The organism is Methylomonas albis, assembly GCF_014850955.1.
In the GTDB taxonomy this organism is placed as follows: domain Bacteria; phylum Pseudomonadota; class Gammaproteobacteria; order Methylococcales; family Methylomonadaceae; genus Methylomonas; species Methylomonas albis.
Genome location: NZ_JACXSS010000001.1, coordinates 1,740,400 through 1,758,660 on the forward strand (window position 1 = coordinate 1,740,400; position 18,261 = coordinate 1,758,660).

The window sequence follows — 18,261 nt, forward strand, 5'->3', positions numbered from 1 at the left end:
AAGACGAATTGCGCCGGAGATTCCGGACAAAAAAATGCGTTTTTCATGATTCCGCCGGTTTCGCCGTGCGCGGACGGCCTATCGGCTACCGTCTATCCTGGGTTAAAGAAATCGTGTCATCCATAAGACGGTTGAGGGGCGGTAATTTTCTCAGGGGATCGCGATTTGTTTTTGGGTTTAGGTTTTGCGCCGGCCGGATATTGCGAGCCCCGGCCTGCCCAGCAAAGCCATCACATGGTGAATTGATGCGGAAAGAAAATGTAGGGCGGGCAAACGATAAAGCTGTTTGCCCGCCCTATACGGCTTTTTTCAGGTTCAATATTGAATACTAATCGAGCCTAGAAAGGTTCGCGGCGCGCCATAACTTACAAACGCTCCGGAAATACCGGCAGCGGGATCGTTTAAATATCCATTTGTGTTTATGGCGTAGCGTTTATCCAGTAGATTATCGATATTAAACTGAACAGTAATTTTTGACTTGCCGAAGGCACGGCTATAAGCCGCCATCAGGCCGAGAGTCGCATAGCCGGGTGTTTTGATGGAAGGATTGCTTATACTACCATCAAGGTTTGTTCCACCCGAGCCTAATTGTCCATCTCGTACCGTGACACCACCACCAAACTTGAGTCCTTTAAAGTCAGTGTCCAAAAGTTCGTAGGTGCTCCAAAAGCTGGCGGTGTTGCGCGGCACGTTAATCATTCGGTCGCCAACATTAAGGCCGTTGAGCGAATCATTTTTTTCATTGGTTTTGGCGACGATAATATCGGTGTTGGCCCAGGTGGCAATCGTGTTCCAGCCAGGCAGAATTTCGCCTTGGATATCCAGTTCCGGCCCACGACTACGAACGGCACCTATTGCGATTGCACAGCCGCCGCCGCATTGGTGTAACGGATTAGGATCGCTAGTTGCAATGTTGGTTTTTGTTAAATCGTAATAAGCTAGAGTAGCGCGTAAACGGCCATCGAAAAACTCGGTCTTGATGCCGCCTTCATATTGCGTCGCACTGGTGGGGTCAATCGATCTGAATTGACTTGGACCTGCATATACTAGGCCGAAAGATGTTGCTCCAAAACTTTCGGCATAATTGGCATAAAGGCTAATCCAACTTTGTGGGTTCCATAAAATACCGACCCGAGGCGTTACTGCATCCTGACTTTGGGAATTTCTCTCTGTGGTCACGCCTCCTTGCACAGTTGTTAAATTCCGATGTAAGTTCTGATAGCGGATGCCGCCGGTGACATGCAAGTCATAAGGTAACTTGATCTGATCTTGTATGTATAAACCGTATTGGTCAGCTTGATTTGCCGTTACAAATGGCGTGCTGACAAATCCTAGATCAATTGGATTGCCTGGATGAACTGGATTGTAGGGGTCGATGTATGAAAATGCCCCAGTAGACTGTGCCTGAGAATAATTTAACCCCAAGGTGTTATTTAGCCGGTAATAATCGCCACCTATCAGCAAAGTATGTTTCAACCCAAATGTATCAAAATGACCTGTCAGATCCAGATTGGTGGCATATGTATTGTATTGTGAAACGTCACTGAAGCCTTGCCGTAAGACGGATATGCCATTGTTAGGGGTATTTGCGACAAAGACATTCTGCATGAAATTATCAGTAACGGTACCAATTGGTTGCTGATAGTTATTGACACTCCCCCGCTGTTGGTTAACCGATAATCTATGTTTGATAGACCAATCATCGTTAAACTGGTGCGACCAATTAAAACTGCCGAAAAAAGTCTCGGTGATAGAAGGTGACTTTTCGCCATAATTCCGGCTTATCGGCGTATTGGTGAGTTGTCCACCGATAAAGGGATTGAAAAAGGTATCCGCGCCATTATGTTTGTGGTTATATTCAAATTCAACCGTGGCCTGGGTTTTCGGGCTAATAACCCACTTCAGCACCGGCGCTAAAAATAAATCGTCGGTACTGACAAAGTCCCGGAACGAGCCGCTGTTTTGATAGTACATATTCATCCGGTACAGAATGTCCTTATTGCCAGTGACCGGACCGGTGGCATCCAGCGTAGTCCGATAATTATCATACGAACCGAATTGCTGGTTAAAAGCATAATACGGCGTTGCTAACGGTTGTTTGGTAATCACATTGACCATACCGCCGGGCTCGACTAGGCCATAAAGTATGGCCGCCGGACCTTTCAGGACTTCGACAGATTCGACATTGGCCATTTCTCGGTTGCTGCCCCCCTGTTGCAGCCTGAAACCGTTACGAAACGTGGTTTCTGCAACAAAACCACGCAAGGTGATGTCGGTAGACGCGCCTCCGCCATTGAAATAGGGACTATACCCACCAGCACCCTGCGCATTAGTCACTACACCACTCACATTTTTCAAAGAATCCGCCAGCGTAATTACCTGTTGATCCTTCAAAACCTGCTTGGAAATAACTTGCACGTTCAACGGTGTTTCCATGATTGGCGTATCTGTCTTAGTACCGGATGTGGCGTTGGGTAGGACGTAGTCTTCATTATAGGGATCTGTGGCGTCGTATTGCGCTTGACCGACCACTTTGACTGCTGGCAAGGTCGTTGCCGATTGCGGCTCCACAACTTTCACCGCCGATTTCTCTAATATCAGCGTATTGTCGTTTCTGACACGGTACGATAACTGACTGCCCTGCAGTAAGCGTTCCAGGGCTTGTTCCTGGGTATAACGGCCGTTGACGCCGGGGCTGCCCATGCCGGCGACCAGGTCGGCGTTATAAAACAGTTGCAGATCGCTTTGCCGACTAAAGTTTTTCAGCGCTTCGGCTAGTGATTGCGGCGGGATGTGGAATTCGCGCAGTGCGGATTGGGTTTCGGTGGTGCCGTTCTCGGCCAATACCGGGTTGGAAATTGCGGCGGCGCTGCCCAAGGCGAGCAGTGTCGCCAATATCGGATGTGCATGAGTCATAGGCTTCGTTTCCTTTTGTTGTCCAATGAGTTTTCGGTGAATCACTAGACAGACGAAGCGGACAATAGGATGTCGTAAAATTTTTTTCGAAACAGTTCGTAATTGGATAGCTGAAGCGGCGGCCCAATCAGTAATAGGCCGTCAGCAAACCGTTGATTTGCATCGAGTTCAGATGCAGCGTCTCGGCGATGGTATTTACCGCGCCATCCAGTTCGGCGATTTTGAACACGCCGCTGACCGGATATCGGGCCGCAACCTCGTTCAACAGCAGCAGTTTGCCGGGCCGGTGGCGATTGATTTGATCGATGACCTCCCGCAACGGACGGGCGGTAAATACCAGTTTGCCGTCGCGCCAGGCGCGAGCATCGTCGCTGTCGATCCGTTCGATTGCGCTGGGGCCGGTTGAGGAATCGATGAATTGTTGTTGGCCCTGGTTCAATACCCCGATCACTCGATTGCCATGCTCGACTTGCACGGTGTTTTCGAAAACCGTCACGGTGGTTAGCCCGTCGTTACGGTAAACGCTGAAGTCGGTACCCAGTGCCGTGATCCGGTCCGGGCCGGCGCTGACGGTAAACGGCCGATTGCGGTCGTGGGCCACGCTGAATTCGGCTTCGCCATGCAACAGCCTGATCTGACGTTTCTGCCCGGTAAATTCCACGGCAACCGCGGAATCGGTGTTTAAATACAAGGTACTGCCGTCGGTTAATGTGGTTTGGCTGCGCTTGCTTATCGCCGTGTAATGATCGGCTAAAAGATAATCGCCGAGCTGATAATGCCATGATGCCAAGCCTAGCGTTAACAGCAAAACAGCGGCCGAGGCGTAAGCCCGCCATCCGGCGGATGGTGCTTTGGCAAGCGGTTGCCATTGTTCGGCGGCATTACCCAACGATTGCCAGTGTTTGCGCAATTCGAAAAACAAGGCCCGGTGTTCGGGCGATTGGGCGACCCAGGCGTTAAAGTGTTTTCTGTCCTGGTCGCTGACTTCGCCGGAACCGAGCCGCGCCACCCAGTCGGCGGCTTCGGCGGCGATGCGGTCTTGGTCGTTCGGGTGATTTTGCATAAATGGATGGGCCCAGGCAAGGCAGCTACCATACCTCACGGCTCGAAATCCCGCAGCTTATTTCGGCAATGCAGCAAGGACTTGGCGATGGATTTTTCCACCCAGCTTTTCGACTTGCCGAAGCGCCGGGCGATTTCGGTGTGCGTCAAACCCAGCACCCGATGCAGATAGACGATTTCCGGCGCCGGCGGCGGCAATTGCGCGAGGATAGTATCGTAGGCGTCCAGTTGCTGGCGATAATGTAGTTCTTCGTGCAAGCCGGGTGCTTCGTCGGCCAATTCCCAGGCATGTTCCGTTTCTTCGACGAAACGCTGCGTTTCCCTTTGCCGGCGGCGAAAATGGTCAATCAATAAATTGTGGGCCAGACGATTGAGGTAGGCCGCCGGGGTTTGCATCACCGACAAATCGTCCATTTCCATCAGGCGTAAATAAACGTCTTGCAGGATTACCTCCACCACCCCCTGGTCGCGACAGTTAGCGCTAAGAAAGGCCTTCAAGTCCTCGTAATGATTGTCGTATAAAACACCCACCTGCAACTGGCGGGATTGCTGCATTTGCCGGCCCATGGACTGCGGCCAGCTGAGCGGTTTGAACAGAACGACAGTTTTAGACATAACAACGCATTTGTCGGGCAATCAAATTGGACGAGGAGGAGCACAATTCAGCAAAAATTACGCCATTTACCTCAAGTTATCGATTTCAATAACTTCCGCGCCCTCTCTCAGGCGGTCGCCCCCTTGAAATACCAAGAGTGTTTCAAGCTGTCCCTTGCGGAAGCCGGAGTAGTTTGCTGACGGCTTCGTACTAAAGGCTATCATTGAGTCAAATAACGGCATTGGTCGAGTCATTTAACACAGATCAATTATCGAGGCCGTATCGTAAGAAATGTATTGGCTCTAAAGGGAAACGCACCGGCAACTCCGGCCTACGCAGCTCACCCTTCACAGCTAATATTGAATATTGATCGACCCTACGAAGGTACGGGGCTGGCCAAAGTCGGCATAACCGGCATTAAATCCGCCGGGGACAAAATAATTCGTAAATAGACCCGACACATATTGTTTATCCAATAGATTGTCGACGTTCAGTTGAGCAGTTATTTTAGCGTTCCCCACATCCACGCTATAAGCCGCCAACAAGCCGACCGTGGCATAGCCCGGCAGCGTAAACGCCGGGAAGCTGCAACAAGCCGTTTGTCCATCGCGTACCGTCACGCCACCGCCGAACTTGAAGCCCTGCAGATCACCGTCTTTGAGTTCGTAGGTACTCCATAGACTGCCGGTATTTCGGGGCACATTCCAAAAGCGCGTGCCAAGCGCCTGATAACCCGTTTCCACAGTCTTAATGATTCGGGCATCGGTATTGGCGTAAGTGGCAATCACATTCCAGCCCGGCAAAATTTCCCCGGTAATATCCAATTCTGGCCCACGGCTACGCACGGCTCCCGTTAAAACCGAAAACCCAGGATGACTTAAATCAGAAGTGGGAACATTGGTTTTGGTTAGGTCGTAATATGCGAGCGTGGCGCGCAGGCGACCATCGAAAAATTCAGTCTTGATGCCGCCTTCGTATTGTTGGCCTTCGGTGGGCGGCACCGGTTTGTTATCAGGTGTGAAGGTAAAGGCGGTATTTACCCCAAAGCTTTCGACATAGTTAGCATACAAGCTAAGCCAGCTTTTGGGTTGCCACAAAATACCGACGCGAGGTGTAACGGCATCGTTGGATTGCACTGAAGGCAAGTTGAAATCAAAGCTGGGAAAATCAGCCAGGTGGTTTTGATGAAAATTTTGGTAGCGAATACCGCCCATCACGTGAAAGTTATACGGTAGTTTTATTTGGTCCTGGATATAAAGGCCGTACTGATCGGTACGGTTAGTATTCAAGACCATTGGAAATAGCGGCTGGGTAAAAGCGGTGCCAGGATGCACCGGATTGAGAAGATTGATGTTTGACCGATCAGGATCGCTGACAGAATTGGCAAACACCGAGTCTATCCGATAATAGTCACCGCCCAAAAGCAAGGTATGACGCAGCCCGAAAGTATCGAAATGACCGGTTAGATCGACATTGGTAGAGTAGGTATTGTTCTGAGTACTGAAACTGTTCAATTGTCTGGACACATCGACGCCGTCCGTTTCTTGTGGAAATACAAAATGCGGCTGGTCGATATTTTGTTGGTTAACCGAGAACCTATGTTTAATGGACCAATCATCATTAAATTGGTGGGACCAGTTGAAGCCGCCATAAATAGTTTCCGTAGTCGACGACGAGTAACCACCGTAATTGCGGTTGCGCGGTGTTTTGAAAATAGTGTCATTAAATAGTGGCACAAACCCCGTGTCCAAGCCAAGATGCTGATGGTTGTATTCCAGCTCAAGGGTGGCCTGGGTCCGAGGGCTGATATTCCATTTCAGCACCGGTGCCAGAAACACATCGTCTTTACCAACAAATTCCCGAAACGAGCCACTGTTTTGATATGACATATTCATCCGATACAGCAAGGTGTCATCTTTAGTGATAGGTCCAGTCGCATCCAAGGTAGTGCGATAGAGGTCGTAGGAACCGAACTGCTGGTTCAAGGCATAATAGGGTGTAGACAGCGGCTGCTTGGTAATCACATTGACCATGCCGCCAGGCTCGACCTGTCCATAAAGGATTGCCGCCGCGCCTTTCAACACCTCGACTGACTCCACGTTAGCCATTTGTCGGGTGGTCGCTCCTTGTTGAAGCCTAAAGCCATTGCGGAAAAAGGTTTCCGATTCAAAACCGCGCAGAAAAATGGATTGGTTGGTGCCGCCGAAACTAATGTTGCCGCTGCCATTGGTGTTGGTGGTGATACCGCTGACATTTTTTAAAGCCTGATCCAGCGTAATCACCTGCTGATCCTTCATCACCTGCTTGGAAACCACCTGCACATTCAACGGTGTTTCCATGATCGGCGTGTCGGTCTTGGTGCCGGCGGTGGCATTGGGTAGCACGTAATCCGGGTTGTAAGGGTCGGTGGCGTCATAAATCGCCTTACCGACGACATTAACTGCCGGCAGGGCTGTTGGCGATTGCCTGGTTTGCACGTCGGTTTTTCTTACCGGCATCTGATTCTGTTCCAGTACGATCAGGTTACCGTTCTTGATTTGATAGCCTAGGCCAGATTCGGCTAGAAGTCGATCCAGGCCTAGCCTGGGTGTATAGCTGCCGTTGAGGGCTGGACTAACTTTGCCGGCAACCAGTTGGTCGTCATACAACAATTGCAAACCGCTGGCCTGGCTGAAATTTCGCAAGGCCTCCGCCAGCGCCTGGGCGGGGATGGCGAACGATTGTATTTCATTGATGGCGGCAGCATAGCCGGCATGGCTGGCGATGCAAAGCGCTACTGCTGCCAGTCCGGCATAGGGTTTGGTCCGTTTGTTCCGATGTTTCATGCGGTCTGTCTCCATGGTTGTGCAGGTACAAACACGCAGACGAAACGGTGTAGCTAAAACCGGAAATTTTTTTTATTGATTTGATGCCGTTGGAAAACTCAGTACAACGCGATCGGGTAACCATTGGCCTGAACCACCTTCAGGCCCAGCATTTCGGCGAGGACGAACAGATTGTTGTCGAGTTGCCGGATGTCGAATATCCCGCTGACCGGCCGGCCGGCAAGCTGTCGATTGAGTAAAAACAGGTGGCCGGAGCGGTAACGGTTGATTTCCTCGACCACTTGCTGCAAGGGCTTGGCGGTAAAGATCAGCTTACCATCCCGCCAGGCATTAACCTGTTGCAGATCGACGGCGGATTTTTGCATGATTTGTTCAGGTCCGGCGAATGTAAGTTGTTGGCCCGGTTTAAGAATATCCAGCATATCGCCATCCTTACTGACTTGCACGCTGCTTTCGAACACGGTCACTTTCAGCTCGCCGTTAACGCTGGCCACGCTGAAATCGGTACCCAAGGCCATCGCTTCCACAGCGCCGGACGCCATGATCAACGGTCGAGAAGGCGCATGGGCCACCTCAATCTCGGCTTCGCCTCGCAACAGCCTGATGCGGCGCTGTTCGGGACTAAAATCGATGGCGACAGCGGTATCGGTATTCAGATGCAGGATGCTGCCGTCTTCCAGGCGCAGCGTTTTATGCTCGCCGACGGCGGCAACGGCGTCGGCGTTGAGATTGTCGCGAAGTGCAGGGTAAATCGCCGATAGCATTACGGCCAGCAAGATGCTGGCAGCCGCCAGCAGCCTATGCCTATAAAAGGCGGTTTTACGTTGCATCGGGCCGGGTAATTGCGCAGCCTGGCCGATGGTTTGCCAGCGTTCCCGCATTGTGAAAAACCGCTGGCGGTGTGCCGGCGATATAGCTATCCAGCGACTGAATTGCTCTCTGTCCTCTCGAGTCACCGTCTGCGAATTGAACTTGGCAACCCAGGCCGCCGCCTCTTGATCCAGGGTGTATTGGGTTTTGTCGGATTTCACTATTCTGCCTCGGGTATACACAGCCTTAATCCCTTAGGCAAGCATGATGAATCGGATGACTATCGGTAGTAGACGATCCGACTCGATCGTAACCGTAAATCAATAATCGAAATCGTCCAGACGGGGCCGGCAATGCACCAAGGCCTTGGTGATGGACTTTTCCACCCAACTAACCGATTTGCCCAACTTGCGGGCAATGTCGCGTTGCGATAGGCCGTCGATATGAAACAACCTGACTACTTGTTGCACCGGCGCCGGCAATTCCAGCAGCGCTAGCTGATAGGCTTGCAACAACTGGTGGTAGTGAATTTGTTCGATGGGCGAAGGGCTTAAGTCGGCATAATCAATGTCATCGGCCGCTTGCTCGATGATGCAATTCCGATGGCGTTGCTGCTGGCGGCAATGGTCGATCAGCAGATTATTGGCCAGCCGGTTTAGATAGGCACTGGGATTTTGGATGACCGATAGATCGGGGATGCCAATTAGCTTCAGATAAATATCCTGCATCATCACTTCCACCAATTCGTCGGAGCGGGTATTGGCTTGCAAAAACGCCTTGAGTTCATGGCTGTAGACCGAATACAGCTGTTCAACCTGAACAGTATCGACGGCCGGTGCGTTGTCGCGGTTTTCCGCCAAATCAGGGATGCCGGGACAGGTGGTTATCGAACTCATTGACATGGTATTACCAATCTTCCGATGAAAGGATTAGCGGCGATTCTAGCCAAAGGTCTGCGGGATTGCAATTTGTGGCAAGCCAGACTGGGCAAAACGTTACGAACAGGTTTGTAACGTTTTGCTGAGGAAATTATATTTACGGCGACAGTAGCATGATGAAGGGTGGTTTAGCGCCTATGAATCCAGGAGTTAGAACAACGCAGAAACAGTTGCCGAGCAAACCGCCTTTCCAAACGTAACAACAAGGCTTCGTTTTGGTGGATTGCTAAAGCAAATCCACCTTACAATTTAGGCGCTCGCTGTATGGTCGGACATCGTTGGTTTGAAACTTTCAGAGCGGGGTAACAAATCCCGACCCGACCCGACCCGATCCGTTCAGATTCGAATTAAAACTCAACCTTTACCGATCCCATGAAAAATCGCGGCTGACCAAAGGTGGCGAACATGCCGCTTGGAGCGTCAATGCCGCCGCCGGTAAAATAATATTTGTTCAGGAGATTATTGATATTGAACGCTGTGGTGACCTTGGTTTTGCCAACTTTCAGACTATACGACGCCAATAAATCAATGGTGGCAAAGCCCTGTATGCTGGGCAATGGACGATTACAGCACACCAGTTGGGAGTCTTGCATATTAACCCCGCCACCAACTTTAAATCCCTTGAGGCTATCTTCTTGAAACTCATAGGTACTGAAAAAGCTGGCGGTATTCCGTGGAACGCCCCAATATCGGTCGCCGACACTAAGCGTGTCGAAAAACATAGCATTGTCTGAATTAGTTTTAACGATATTGACCTGAGTATTGGCATAGGTAGCGATCATATTCCAACCTGGCAAAATTTCGCCCTGAATGTCCAGTTCCGGCCCTCGGCTGCGAATGGCTCCGACTGCAATCGAACAACGAACCCCACCACACAAGTGTGTTATATCGGGATCATTAGAGGCGACATTGGTTTTGGTTAAATCGTAATAGGCCAAGGTGGCGCGCAGACGCCCATCAAAAAATTCGGTCTTGATTCCGCCTTCGTATTGCTCGGCGCTGGTCGGTGCGATGCTGCCGCTGTTGGGCCAGGTTTTACCGGTGTTGGCACCAAAACTTTCTGCATAGTTGGCATAGAGACTCAGCCAGTTTTGCGCTTGCCACAAGATGCCGACGCGGGGTGTAACAGCATCTTGTGTGGTAGGGTTTTGTTGAGTAGTTGTGCCAATGTAGTCTTGGGTAAAAGAGGTTTGGTGGATGTATTGATAACGAATGCCGCCCATCACATGGACGTTAAAGGGCAGTTTGATCTGGTCTTGGATATAAAGACCATATTGATCGGTCTTGTTGACACCCTTGAAATAACTCGTAGGATCAAGAATTGGCGGATTTCTACCAGGATGGACCGGATTGTTGACATCAATAGCGGAAATATTGGGAAGATCAAAGCTGCTCCATGCCAAATCGGTTGCATAGCTGCCTTGAGTGTCAATGCGAAAATAATCACCACCGATTAACAGTGTATGTTTCAGGCCGACTGTGTCGAAATGTCCGGTTAAATCAAGATTGGTGGAGTAGGTATCGTTGTTGGACGCCTGATTGAAATAATTTAAGCGATAAACTGTATCCGGTTTGCCGAAATGAAAAGCCGGATAAGTACTCTGAGGTATATGGCTATCCGCTAGATTGGCTGCCACACGATGCTTGATCGACCAGTCATCGTTGAATTGATGCGACCAGTTTAAACCTACAAAAATAGTATCCTGCTCGCCAGGCGAATACTCCCCGTAATTACGGCTACGGGGTATATTAATAGGATGGCCATTAACATTGGGTATAAAGCCGACATCAGTTCCAAACTTCTTATGTTGATATTCCAGCTCAAGCGTAGCCTGGGTCCTGGGGCTGATATTCCACCTTAAGGTTGGTGCGAAGAACAGGCTGTCGTTGAAGACAAAATCCCGGAACGAGCCGCTGTTTTCATAGGAGAAATTGGTGCGATATAGCAAGGTATCGTCTTTGCTCAGCGGCCCGGTGGCATCTATGCTGGTGCGATACAAATCATAGGAGCCGAATTGTTGCTGTAAGGAATAATAGGGGGTTGCCAAGGGTTGCTTGGTGACGACATTCACCATGCCGCCGGGCTCAACCAGCCCGTATAAAATAGCCGCAGGGCCTTTCAGCACCTCGACGCTTTCCACGTTGGCCATTTCCCGGCTAAACGAACCGGAAGCACTATTACCCATCCCCGAGACACCTTGCAAACGGAAACCGTTGCGAAATATGGTTTCAGATGCAAATCCGCGCAAACTGATTTGTTGGCTTGGGGTTCCCGGATTACCCGTACCGAATGCAAAACTCCCGGTGGTCACGCCACTAACATTCTTCAATGCCTGCCCCAAATTAATCACCTGCTGATCCTTCAACACCTGTTTGGAAATTACCTGCACGTTCAGCGGCGTTTCCATAATGGGTGTATCGGTCTTGGTGCCGGCTGTGGCATTGGGTAGAACATAATCCGGGTTATACGGATCCAGTGCGTCGTAGATTGGTTGGCCGACCACTTTTACCGCTGGCAGGGTAGCGGGGTCGGCTTGATTAAATTGCTGATCGCCAGGCTTTATCGCCACTGCGTCGGCGGCAGTAAAGGTAAACGTCAGACCCGAGCCGACCAGCAGTTTTTGCAAAGCCTCTCTAGCGGTATACAAGCCGCTCACGGCCTGGGTTCGACTGTTTTGTAAGGCATTGCGGTCGAACAGCATCTGTAATTCCGATTGCGCAGCCAAGGCATCCAGCGCATCGGCGGCGGATTGGGCCGGAATGTCAAAGCGGATGCTTTTATCTTCCGCAACCGCCAATTGCATTACCGCGCATAAACCGGTGCTGGCCAGTAACAAGCTTGTCGTCTTCATGAAATCTCCGTTCAGTAAAAGAAAAAATGGTGTTTCCATTCATTACCACGAATCGGCGATAGCAAAGTGGACAGCTGCGGAGAAAAAAAATGACGGACGAGAAAGTTTGGAGGAAAGGGCTTAGCGCTTGGTCCCGGTCCGGCGAGGGAATACGGCTTCAGACGAGCCAGTATCGACGGATACAAAGCTGATTTGAAATGTTCGGGGCGGGAGCGCGCCCCTCCCCGCTTAGTGAAAAATTACCCGACGGGGTGGTTTGGATGTCCGGCACCGACCAAGAAATATTCGGCGGGGTAGCACTGATACGCGACGCTACCGAAAAATTGCTCGGCTGGATGCCTCCGAACCACAACACCGAGCAAATAATACCCGGCGGGATACTTCTGATACCCGGCGCCGACAAAAAATATTCGGCGGGGTGGTTCGGAACCCCGATACCGGGCAAATAGGCTTCCTGTACCAGATCTTCCAAGTAATGACTGCTGGTTTGTCGTTTGGCGAAGACTAGCAATTCCTTGTTGTGGCGGCGGAACAGCAAATCGAGTAACCGGTTCTTAGGCAGAATAGTTGACTCTATAGCCTAGGCTCGGGCTTTCGATAGGCGGATGTGACGGGTATCGATCATCTCGGCTTTAATCGGAAAGCCGGCTTCCAGCGTTTCCATCAGCAACTGCAGGTTGGCGCTTTTGAAGGTGCCACTGACTCGCAGCTCGTTCAACTTGGGATCGGCAACGATAAACGCCACATCGTGGTAACGGCTAATCTGAGCTAATACGTCGGGCAAAGGTAAATCAGCGAATACCAGCTTGCCATTTTGCCAGGCGGTCGCGTTGCGCACGTCGTGCAATGGACTTGCCAGCATTTGGCCGTTGTTGCCATACGCGGTGGCTTGCCCTGCGATTAACACCGTGCTTGGGGTTTGCGGGGTGATCAGGGCGACTTTACCTTCGAGTATCGCCAGATCCACCCGGTTCGGCTGTGCATAAACGTCAAAACGAGTGCCGATGTCGCGGATCAGGCCGTTACCGGCCGCGACTTCCAACTCGCGGTTAGGGTCGTGTCGAATATCAAATAAGGCTTCACCTCGGATCAGGCTGATCTTTTGTCCACCCCATAGATCGCGGTCAATTGTAATTTCCGTATCCGTATTAAGTTGGATTTGTGAGCCGTCGGCCAAACTAATGGTCTTTTGTTCGCCTTTGCCGGTTTGATAAGCATGAACGCCAAATTGCTGAAATGCTTGCAGCCCGACAACGCCGATCAGTAGGCTGGCCGCCAAAGTTGCCGCTACTTTATTAAGCCGCTTTGATTCGACACCAGAACGTCCAGCTGCGCGATGTGAAGACCCTAACACGACGACATTATCGGATGGTTGCGGGCAATACATCTTGGCCGCGGCGCGCTGCGGAAAATCGAGTGCTTTGAAATCATCCATGTTTTGCCAGAGAGTTTTCAATTGCCGGTATTGCCGGTCATGCTCTGCATTTTCGGCCAGCCAAGCTTCCAGCGCCAAGTGGTCGGCGTCTGTCCAGTCGCCGGAATTTTGCGCGATCAACCACTCAATGGCTTGTTGACGGGGATTGCTGTTTGTTGGCGGGTCTGCAGACATATCGGAACAATGCGCGTAGAGAGTTACAGTATACGACGGTTGATTTCGCGAATACTGGACATTAAAGCTCTCCGCTATCCTGACGGTCAGCAATATGCGTCATCGCCTGAATCAGATAGCGGCAAACGCTTTTAGTGCATACGCCTAATTGTTCGGCGATTTGCACATGGCTCATGCCTTCGATTTTGTTGAGGATAAATGCGTGTCGCTGTAACTCCGGCAGTTCGTCGAGCACGTTGAGAAAACGATCGAATCGCATCATGCCGTCGGTGATGTCTTCCGGCCCAGGCATTGGACAGGCCAATGCCTCCCAGTCATTGGCTTCCGTTTCCACGCCGTCTAAGTGTTGGTGCTTGCTCTTCCGCCAAGCATCAATGCTGAGATTGGCGATGATCCTGAACAAAAACGAACGCGGCTCTCGGATGGTGGCCGATTCTTCACGCTGTAACAGATGTAGATAGGCATCTTGCAAAATATCGTCCGCGTCCTGTTGGCCTACCCGCTTGGTGGCGTAAGCCCGCAAATCAGCATGTTCCAATCCGATCAATTGTTCGACAAGGCGATGATTTTGGCTAGACACTGTTCTTTCAGACGGTAGTTTTGCGGAAGAAGCCGCTGCTTAATTATCAACAAACAAAAAGTATTGATGGCAACTAACAGGCCAACATTGCAGATTGCAGATCAAATAACGGCAAAGTCTTTCCAAGTCGACTGGCGTAGGTCTTGCCAAAGGCTTACAGGCAACCTGAATGCATATTCTGGTTTCGAGATGACAATATGAAAATGAGGGTTTTAACTGAATTTAATCATGTCATATGACATAGTTTATTTAATGCCCCATAGAGCGGCGCACGGATTTTTAAATCCCTCCGCCACCTTGGTGCGAAATTAAAGTATGGATTTGAATTGCTCAGCTTGGAGCGGCAAAACTGAGGTAATGAATTAGCCTTGCCTGTAAACTACATGCCCTATAAGTATGACTCCTGATCTTGCAAGGAAAAGATGATTGGCACCAGAACTAAACTAGCTACGCGAGTTTCACCGCGCTTAGCCGGAACGAAATACCATTGCTTGACGGCCTCGACGGCGGACTCATCCAAGGATTCGTGGCCGCAGCTTTGTTCGACGGCGACCAACTCGACTTTGCCTTCTTGATTGACCTGCACTCTCAGCGTGACTTTGCCCTGCCAGCCGTGGCTTCTTGCGATACTCGGATAGTTGGGTTTGGGATTATGCTCGTAAGCGGCGCTGATGTAGGCCTCGGTATAAGGAATGTTTTCATCATTTGTTAACTCGCCTCGATGAGTAATAGACGGCGTCAGTTCGCTACTGGCTTGAGGTTCCTGTTCAAGAATTTGTTCCAGTGCCGAAAAATCGGAGGGCAACGCTTGCGTTGTGATCATTTTTAGCTTGGGCTTAAGTTGCGGCTTTCTTCGTGACGGCTTTAATGTGCCGGGCTGTGGCAGTTTCGGTCCAAGCGCTGGCTTGGCTGCCGGTATCGAAATTGTTGAAACCTCCATTCTCAGCGGTTTAGCGATCGTTTCCCGTTCTCTCGGGCACAATAAGCATCTGACGCCGACGAAATGCAGAAAAATTACTGCGATCAGAATCAATAACAAAGTTGTGATGTTGAGTGACCATTCCTTGTCGTTGGGTTTTGGGATTAGTACTTTCTGTCTAAGGAAATGGAGCTCAGAACACTCGACGAATGAAGTCACCGAGTTGCAGAAGATCGGAAGTCCGTATCGAGTCTCGCTTAAAATTGACACTGAAAAAGTCTGGGATTGTTGTTATTAATGTTTACAAAAGATTCACATTAAATTTAGCAAGATCCCCAAGCAACTCATATGCGACCAATTGCCGCATGAAATTTAGCGATCTTTTGCTGGGAGGTAACAAGCTGGTGGCCGATTCATATGCGGCGTAGCTTGTCGTTGATATAACGTTAAGGATTCCGTCAAAATAACTTCCCGCAATGATCCGCCATGTGGCAGGGCCCCGGTAATTCCAGCGGGTAGGAAGTTATCAAACACGACACGCAAATTTTCGATGAATTCGGCTGCGCATTTCTTCCTTGTTTCATAAATAACTGCCAAAACGTCGACATTGACTTTTAATCCCGGCGCGCGCTCGGCATTTTTCATAAATTGCTTGGCAGCCGCGAGTGATATGGTGAAACAATCTATGCGCGATCGGATTGTGCTTCGAGCAATACGGCGGATAGTGTGTATGCGGGTTTCCAAGTCCAATGATTCCGTCAACGCCTGCAAGACTTCTTAAAAACATGACGATTAGCTGTATTAACGCCGCGGCAATCACGCAGGGCTAATAATAACCGCAAAGCATTCGGAGAGTGGTGGCACCCATGCCGTTACCACCACACTGCGATTCTGTCACAACACAATTCGCTGGTGTCGTGGCTGGCTTGAGGTGAATAGCACCTTCATCCGGACCACATCGGATAAATGGCATTCGGAATGAACTTGCCTTCGTCGGCGCTTGGAAAATCATGATCCAGGGTTTCCATGCTGGCTTGGGTTTGACGCTCTAACACCGCAGAATTAGAAATTTAGAACTTGGAATGTCCGCTTTGAATTGGTTTATTAAATCGACTGAAAACATCGACTGTCTCGTTAGGGTCGTCAGCGGTGATTCGCGGTGATTCGCGGAGCGTGAAAAACAGTCAGCGGAACGTCTTCTTTCCAAAGAGTCCAGTATCCGTCAAGCGGAGTAGGTCACACGCGCTTTTCGGGTTTGTATAGCAGCAGACTTTCCACAGATTAAAATGGCGGCTGGTGACATGTATAGACAGTATTCCGTATCCTGATGGCCTAAGATAGCCATGATTGCGACTATACCGCCATTGATCCGGTAATAAATGCTGTAGGTGCCAAACACACTTACGCCTATACCCTGCGCGGATAGTCAACGGCCTGGTAAAAATAAGGCTGTTCTGCGATTTGTGCAAAACGATCAAGCATGCCTTTATAATACTGCTCCGCTCTTTGGTTTCCGTGCGTTTTACCGCCGTATAGCCAGATTCTCTTCAAATCGGCACGGGCTTTTTTCGAAAGGTTATAAGAGCCCATCTTGCCGTGCATCTTCCTTGAAGTTGGCCAATAAATATTCCGGTTGCTCGTCGATAAAGCCTCTCTGTTCCACTTAAATCAGTTCGGAACGGATGTGTTCGATTTCAAGTCGCCGCCGCTTGTCGAATTAAGTCGTTAATCGCTTCGCTCTTGCTGCTGTACTCCGCACTGGCGACTTGAGCCTTCAACCATTCGTCGTTGGGTTCCGATACGGATATGCTTTGTCTGACCTTTCAAAAATAGGGCGCACACCAATACAGTGCCAGTAATGCACGACATGAAACAAAAAATAGCGTCCAAAAAACGGACGTTTTGTGGACTTGTTAACCTTTCACTTCCTCAGGCTGTTTTACAAGGCCCCCATAGTCCATAAAACTTTACGGCGGATGATTGCAGGTTTGCGTGTTTTCGATTGCAAGCCACTAAAGGTAGGTTTTGTTTGCGACTCAGGATGTACTATCTTGATGCATGGGCGCGGGGCTGTATTGGGGTTGGCACCGGCGTTTTCTTAATCTTCTGCTTGAGGGATTTTGGTGATGTTCAGAAAAAACTACATATTGATGCTGCTGTGCCTGGCCGTTTTGGCGGTAGGCTGTAAAAAAGATCTAAAATCCGGCGAAGCCGCCGTGGTTGTGCCGCAGGCTCAGGTTTACTACACCCAGTTCAGTCTGTTTCAAGAGCAGAATAGATTCCGCACCACCAATTATCGTAAGGGCCAATTGATTCCGATTAATACGCCGGTTGCGCTGCTCTCGTTGGATACCGACCAGGCGGTGCTTAGAATAGAGCCTAGCGGCCAGTTGGTCATCATCGAAAACGTGCAGAAATTTACCAAGGACGCTATGCCCATCGCCTTCAGTAAAATCGCCGGTACCAGCAAAGTCGACCTTAATCAGTTTAGCGCCGCTGAGCGCGAAAGCATTTTGGCGGGACAGGTGAAAAAAGACATGAGTAAAAAAGCCGTGCTGGCGGCCATTGGTTATCCGCCGCAACATGTCACGCCCTCGCTGGACAGCGACGACTGGACGTACTGGTCTAACCTGTTCAACCGTTTTGTGGTGAAATTTAAAAACGGCAAGGTAGACAGCATTGTCGAATAAGCCCCGAACGTTTTAATGTACCGAAACCGGCGTTATAGCAGCCGGTTTCGGTATCTATTCAAACCCAAAGCCTGCTTTTGCCCAAGCTTTGGCGCCCCCTTCCAGATTGCTCAAATGACCGTAACCCAATTCGTGAAGCGTTTTGGCTGCTGCATTCCCCATCGGGCCACCTTCGCAATACAAATAAATCGGGGTGTTTTTATCCTTGGGGAGCTTATCCAGATATTTCTCGACGCTGTTGTATGGAATAAACGCATCGGTGCCTTTGATATGCCGCTGTTCAGGCGCATGGACATCCACTAGAAAAATATCCTGATTTTGCATCAGTTGGTTTAACTCGGCGGCGGTAATCACTTGCAAATAATCGGGCGCTTGAAACGCGCAGCCGCTTAGAAAGGCAATCAACGCTGCGCTGGCATAGGTTTTGTTCATGGCTTAAATCTCCGCAATCAGATGTAGTTCTTT

17 protein-coding genes are annotated in these 18,261 nt (G+C 50.1%); 2 read left to right on the forward strand and 15 right to left on the reverse strand.

What is annotated here, in order from left to right:
* Positions 1 to 315: 315 nt before the first annotated feature.
* From EBA_RS08020 to EBA_RS08070, 11 genes are all read right to left on the reverse strand, one after another.
* Positions 316 to 2,916 carry a TonB-dependent siderophore receptor gene (locus EBA_RS08020; RefSeq protein ID WP_192374164.1) on the reverse strand — a complete coding sequence of 867 codons (2,601 nt, stop codon included), beginning with the start codon at positions 2,914 to 2,916 and terminating at the stop codon, positions 316 to 318.
* A gap of 127 nt (positions 2,917 to 3,043) precedes the next feature.
* Positions 3,044 to 3,979 (reverse strand): FecR family protein, encoded by a 936-nt coding sequence (locus EBA_RS08025; RefSeq protein ID WP_192374165.1) that lies wholly within the window; start codon positions 3,977 to 3,979, stop codon positions 3,044 to 3,046.
* Between the two features lie 35 nt (positions 3,980 to 4,014).
* Positions 4,015 to 4,593 carry an RNA polymerase sigma factor gene (locus EBA_RS08030; RefSeq protein WP_192374166.1) on the reverse strand — a complete coding sequence of 193 codons (579 nt, stop codon included), beginning with the start codon at positions 4,591 to 4,593 and terminating at the stop codon, positions 4,015 to 4,017.
* 333 nt (positions 4,594 to 4,926) lie between these two features.
* Positions 4,927 to 7,398, reverse strand: coding sequence for a TonB-dependent siderophore receptor (locus EBA_RS08035; protein ID WP_192374167.1), 2,472 nt, complete (start codon positions 7,396 to 7,398; stop codon positions 4,927 to 4,929).
* Positions 7,399 to 7,496: 98 nt separating this feature from the next.
* A complete protein-coding gene (locus tag EBA_RS08040) occupies positions 7,497 to 8,429 on the reverse strand; it encodes a FecR family protein (protein ID WP_192374168.1) in 933 nt (310 codons plus the stop codon).
* A gap of 99 nt (positions 8,430 to 8,528) precedes the next feature.
* A complete protein-coding gene (locus EBA_RS08045) occupies positions 8,529 to 9,104 on the reverse strand; it encodes an RNA polymerase sigma factor (RefSeq protein WP_192374169.1) in 576 nt (191 codons plus the stop codon).
* A 389-nt stretch (positions 9,105 to 9,493) separates the two neighbouring features.
* Complete coding sequence (locus tag EBA_RS08050; protein ID WP_192374170.1) at positions 9,494 to 11,998, reverse strand: TonB-dependent siderophore receptor; 2,505 nt, start codon at positions 11,996 to 11,998, stop codon at positions 9,494 to 9,496.
* Positions 11,999 to 12,155: 157 nt separating this feature from the next.
* Entirely contained in the window at positions 12,156 to 12,536 is a 381-nt protein-coding gene (locus EBA_RS08055; protein WP_192374171.1) for a hypothetical protein, read from the reverse strand.
* A gap of 42 nt (positions 12,537 to 12,578) precedes the next feature.
* Positions 12,579 to 13,607: a FecR family protein gene (locus tag EBA_RS08060; RefSeq protein ID WP_192374172.1), complete on the reverse strand. Its 1,029-nt coding sequence runs from the start codon at positions 13,605 to 13,607 to the stop codon at positions 12,579 to 12,581.
* A gap of 61 nt (positions 13,608 to 13,668) precedes the next feature.
* Positions 13,669 to 14,187, reverse strand: coding sequence for an RNA polymerase sigma factor (locus EBA_RS08065; protein WP_192374173.1), 519 nt, complete (start codon positions 14,185 to 14,187; stop codon positions 13,669 to 13,671).
* Positions 14,188 to 14,575: 388 nt separating this feature from the next.
* Entirely contained in the window at positions 14,576 to 15,010 is a 435-nt protein-coding gene (locus EBA_RS08070) for an energy transducer TonB (RefSeq protein WP_225616021.1), read from the reverse strand.
* Between EBA_RS08070 and EBA_RS08075 the strand changes: the two genes are divergently transcribed.
* Entirely contained in the window at positions 15,003 to 15,404 is a 402-nt protein-coding gene (locus EBA_RS08075; protein ID WP_225616024.1) for a hypothetical protein, read from the forward strand. The two genes, EBA_RS08070 and EBA_RS08075, sit on opposite strands and share 8 nt — an antisense overlap.
* 74 nt (positions 15,405 to 15,478) lie before the next feature.
* On the opposite strand, the gene EBA_RS08080 is transcribed toward EBA_RS08075, so the two are convergent.
* The 3 genes from EBA_RS08080 to EBA_RS24865 all read right to left on the reverse strand — a co-directional run bounded on the left by EBA_RS08080 (position 15,479) and on the right by EBA_RS24865 (position 16,708).
* Entirely contained in the window at positions 15,479 to 15,751 is a 273-nt protein-coding gene (locus tag EBA_RS08080) for a hypothetical protein (protein WP_192377391.1), read from the reverse strand.
* Positions 15,687 to 15,893, reverse strand: coding sequence for an ISAzo13-like element transposase-related protein (locus EBA_RS24860; protein ID WP_192374174.1), 207 nt, complete (start codon positions 15,891 to 15,893; stop codon positions 15,687 to 15,689). The genes EBA_RS08080 and EBA_RS24860 overlap by 65 nt, the downstream gene beginning before the upstream one ends.
* Before the next feature lie 620 nt (positions 15,894 to 16,513).
* Positions 16,514 to 16,708: a type II toxin-antitoxin system RelE/ParE family toxin gene (locus EBA_RS24865; RefSeq protein WP_192374175.1), complete on the reverse strand. Its 195-nt coding sequence runs from the start codon at positions 16,706 to 16,708 to the stop codon at positions 16,514 to 16,516.
* 524 nt (positions 16,709 to 17,232) lie between these two features.
* On the opposite strand from EBA_RS24865, the gene EBA_RS08095 reads away from it, so the two are divergent.
* Positions 17,233 to 17,796, forward strand: coding sequence for a hypothetical protein (locus EBA_RS08095; RefSeq protein ID WP_192374176.1), 564 nt, complete (start codon positions 17,233 to 17,235; stop codon positions 17,794 to 17,796).
* A 54-nt stretch (positions 17,797 to 17,850) separates the two neighbouring features.
* On the opposite strand, the gene EBA_RS08100 is transcribed toward EBA_RS08095, so the two are convergent.
* Complete coding sequence (locus EBA_RS08100; RefSeq protein WP_192374177.1) at positions 17,851 to 18,228, reverse strand: rhodanese-like domain-containing protein; 378 nt, start codon at positions 18,226 to 18,228, stop codon at positions 17,851 to 17,853.
* Between the last annotated feature and the right edge of the window lie 33 nt (positions 18,229 to 18,261).

Bases quoted from the DNA above. Each gene is read 5' to 3' on its own strand.
- EBA_RS08070 (WP_225616021.1), bottom strand. From the start codon at position 15,010: ATGATCACAACGCAAGCGTTGCCCTCCGATTTTTCGGCACTGGAACAA.
- EBA_RS08020 (WP_192374164.1), bottom strand. From the start codon at position 2,916: ATGACTCATGCACATCCGATATTGGCGACACTGCTCGCCTTGGGCAGC.
- EBA_RS08060 (WP_192374172.1), bottom strand. From the start codon at position 13,607: ATGTCTGCAGACCCGCCAACAAACAGCAATCCCCGTCAACAAGCCATT.
- EBA_RS08035 (WP_192374167.1), bottom strand. From the start codon at position 7,398: ATGAAACATCGGAACAAACGGACCAAACCCTATGCCGGACTGGCAGCA.
- EBA_RS08095 (WP_192374176.1), top strand. From the start codon at position 17,233: ATGTTCAGAAAAAACTACATATTGATGCTGCTGTGCCTGGCCGTTTTG.
- EBA_RS08080 (WP_192377391.1), bottom strand. From the start codon at position 15,751: ATGAAAAATGCCGAGCGCGCGCCGGGATTAAAAGTCAATGTCGACGTT.
- EBA_RS08030 (WP_192374166.1), bottom strand. From the start codon at position 4,593: ATGTCTAAAACTGTCGTTCTGTTCAAACCGCTCAGCTGGCCGCAGTCC.
- EBA_RS24860 (WP_192374174.1), bottom strand. From the start codon at position 15,893: ATGTTTTTAAGAAGTCTTGCAGGCGTTGACGGAATCATTGGACTTGGA.
- EBA_RS08025 (WP_192374165.1), bottom strand. From the start codon at position 3,979: ATGCAAAATCACCCGAACGACCAAGACCGCATCGCCGCCGAAGCCGCC.
- EBA_RS08100 (WP_192374177.1), bottom strand. From the start codon at position 18,228: ATGAACAAAACCTATGCCAGCGCAGCGTTGATTGCCTTTCTAAGCGGC.
- EBA_RS08050 (WP_192374170.1), bottom strand. From the start codon at position 11,998: ATGAAGACGACAAGCTTGTTACTGGCCAGCACCGGTTTATGCGCGGTA.
- EBA_RS08045 (WP_192374169.1), bottom strand. From the start codon at position 9,104: ATGAGTTCGATAACCACCTGTCCCGGCATCCCTGATTTGGCGGAAAAC.
- EBA_RS24865 (WP_192374175.1), bottom strand. From the start codon at position 16,708: ATGCACGGCAAGATGGGCTCTTATAACCTTTCGAAAAAAGCCCGTGCC.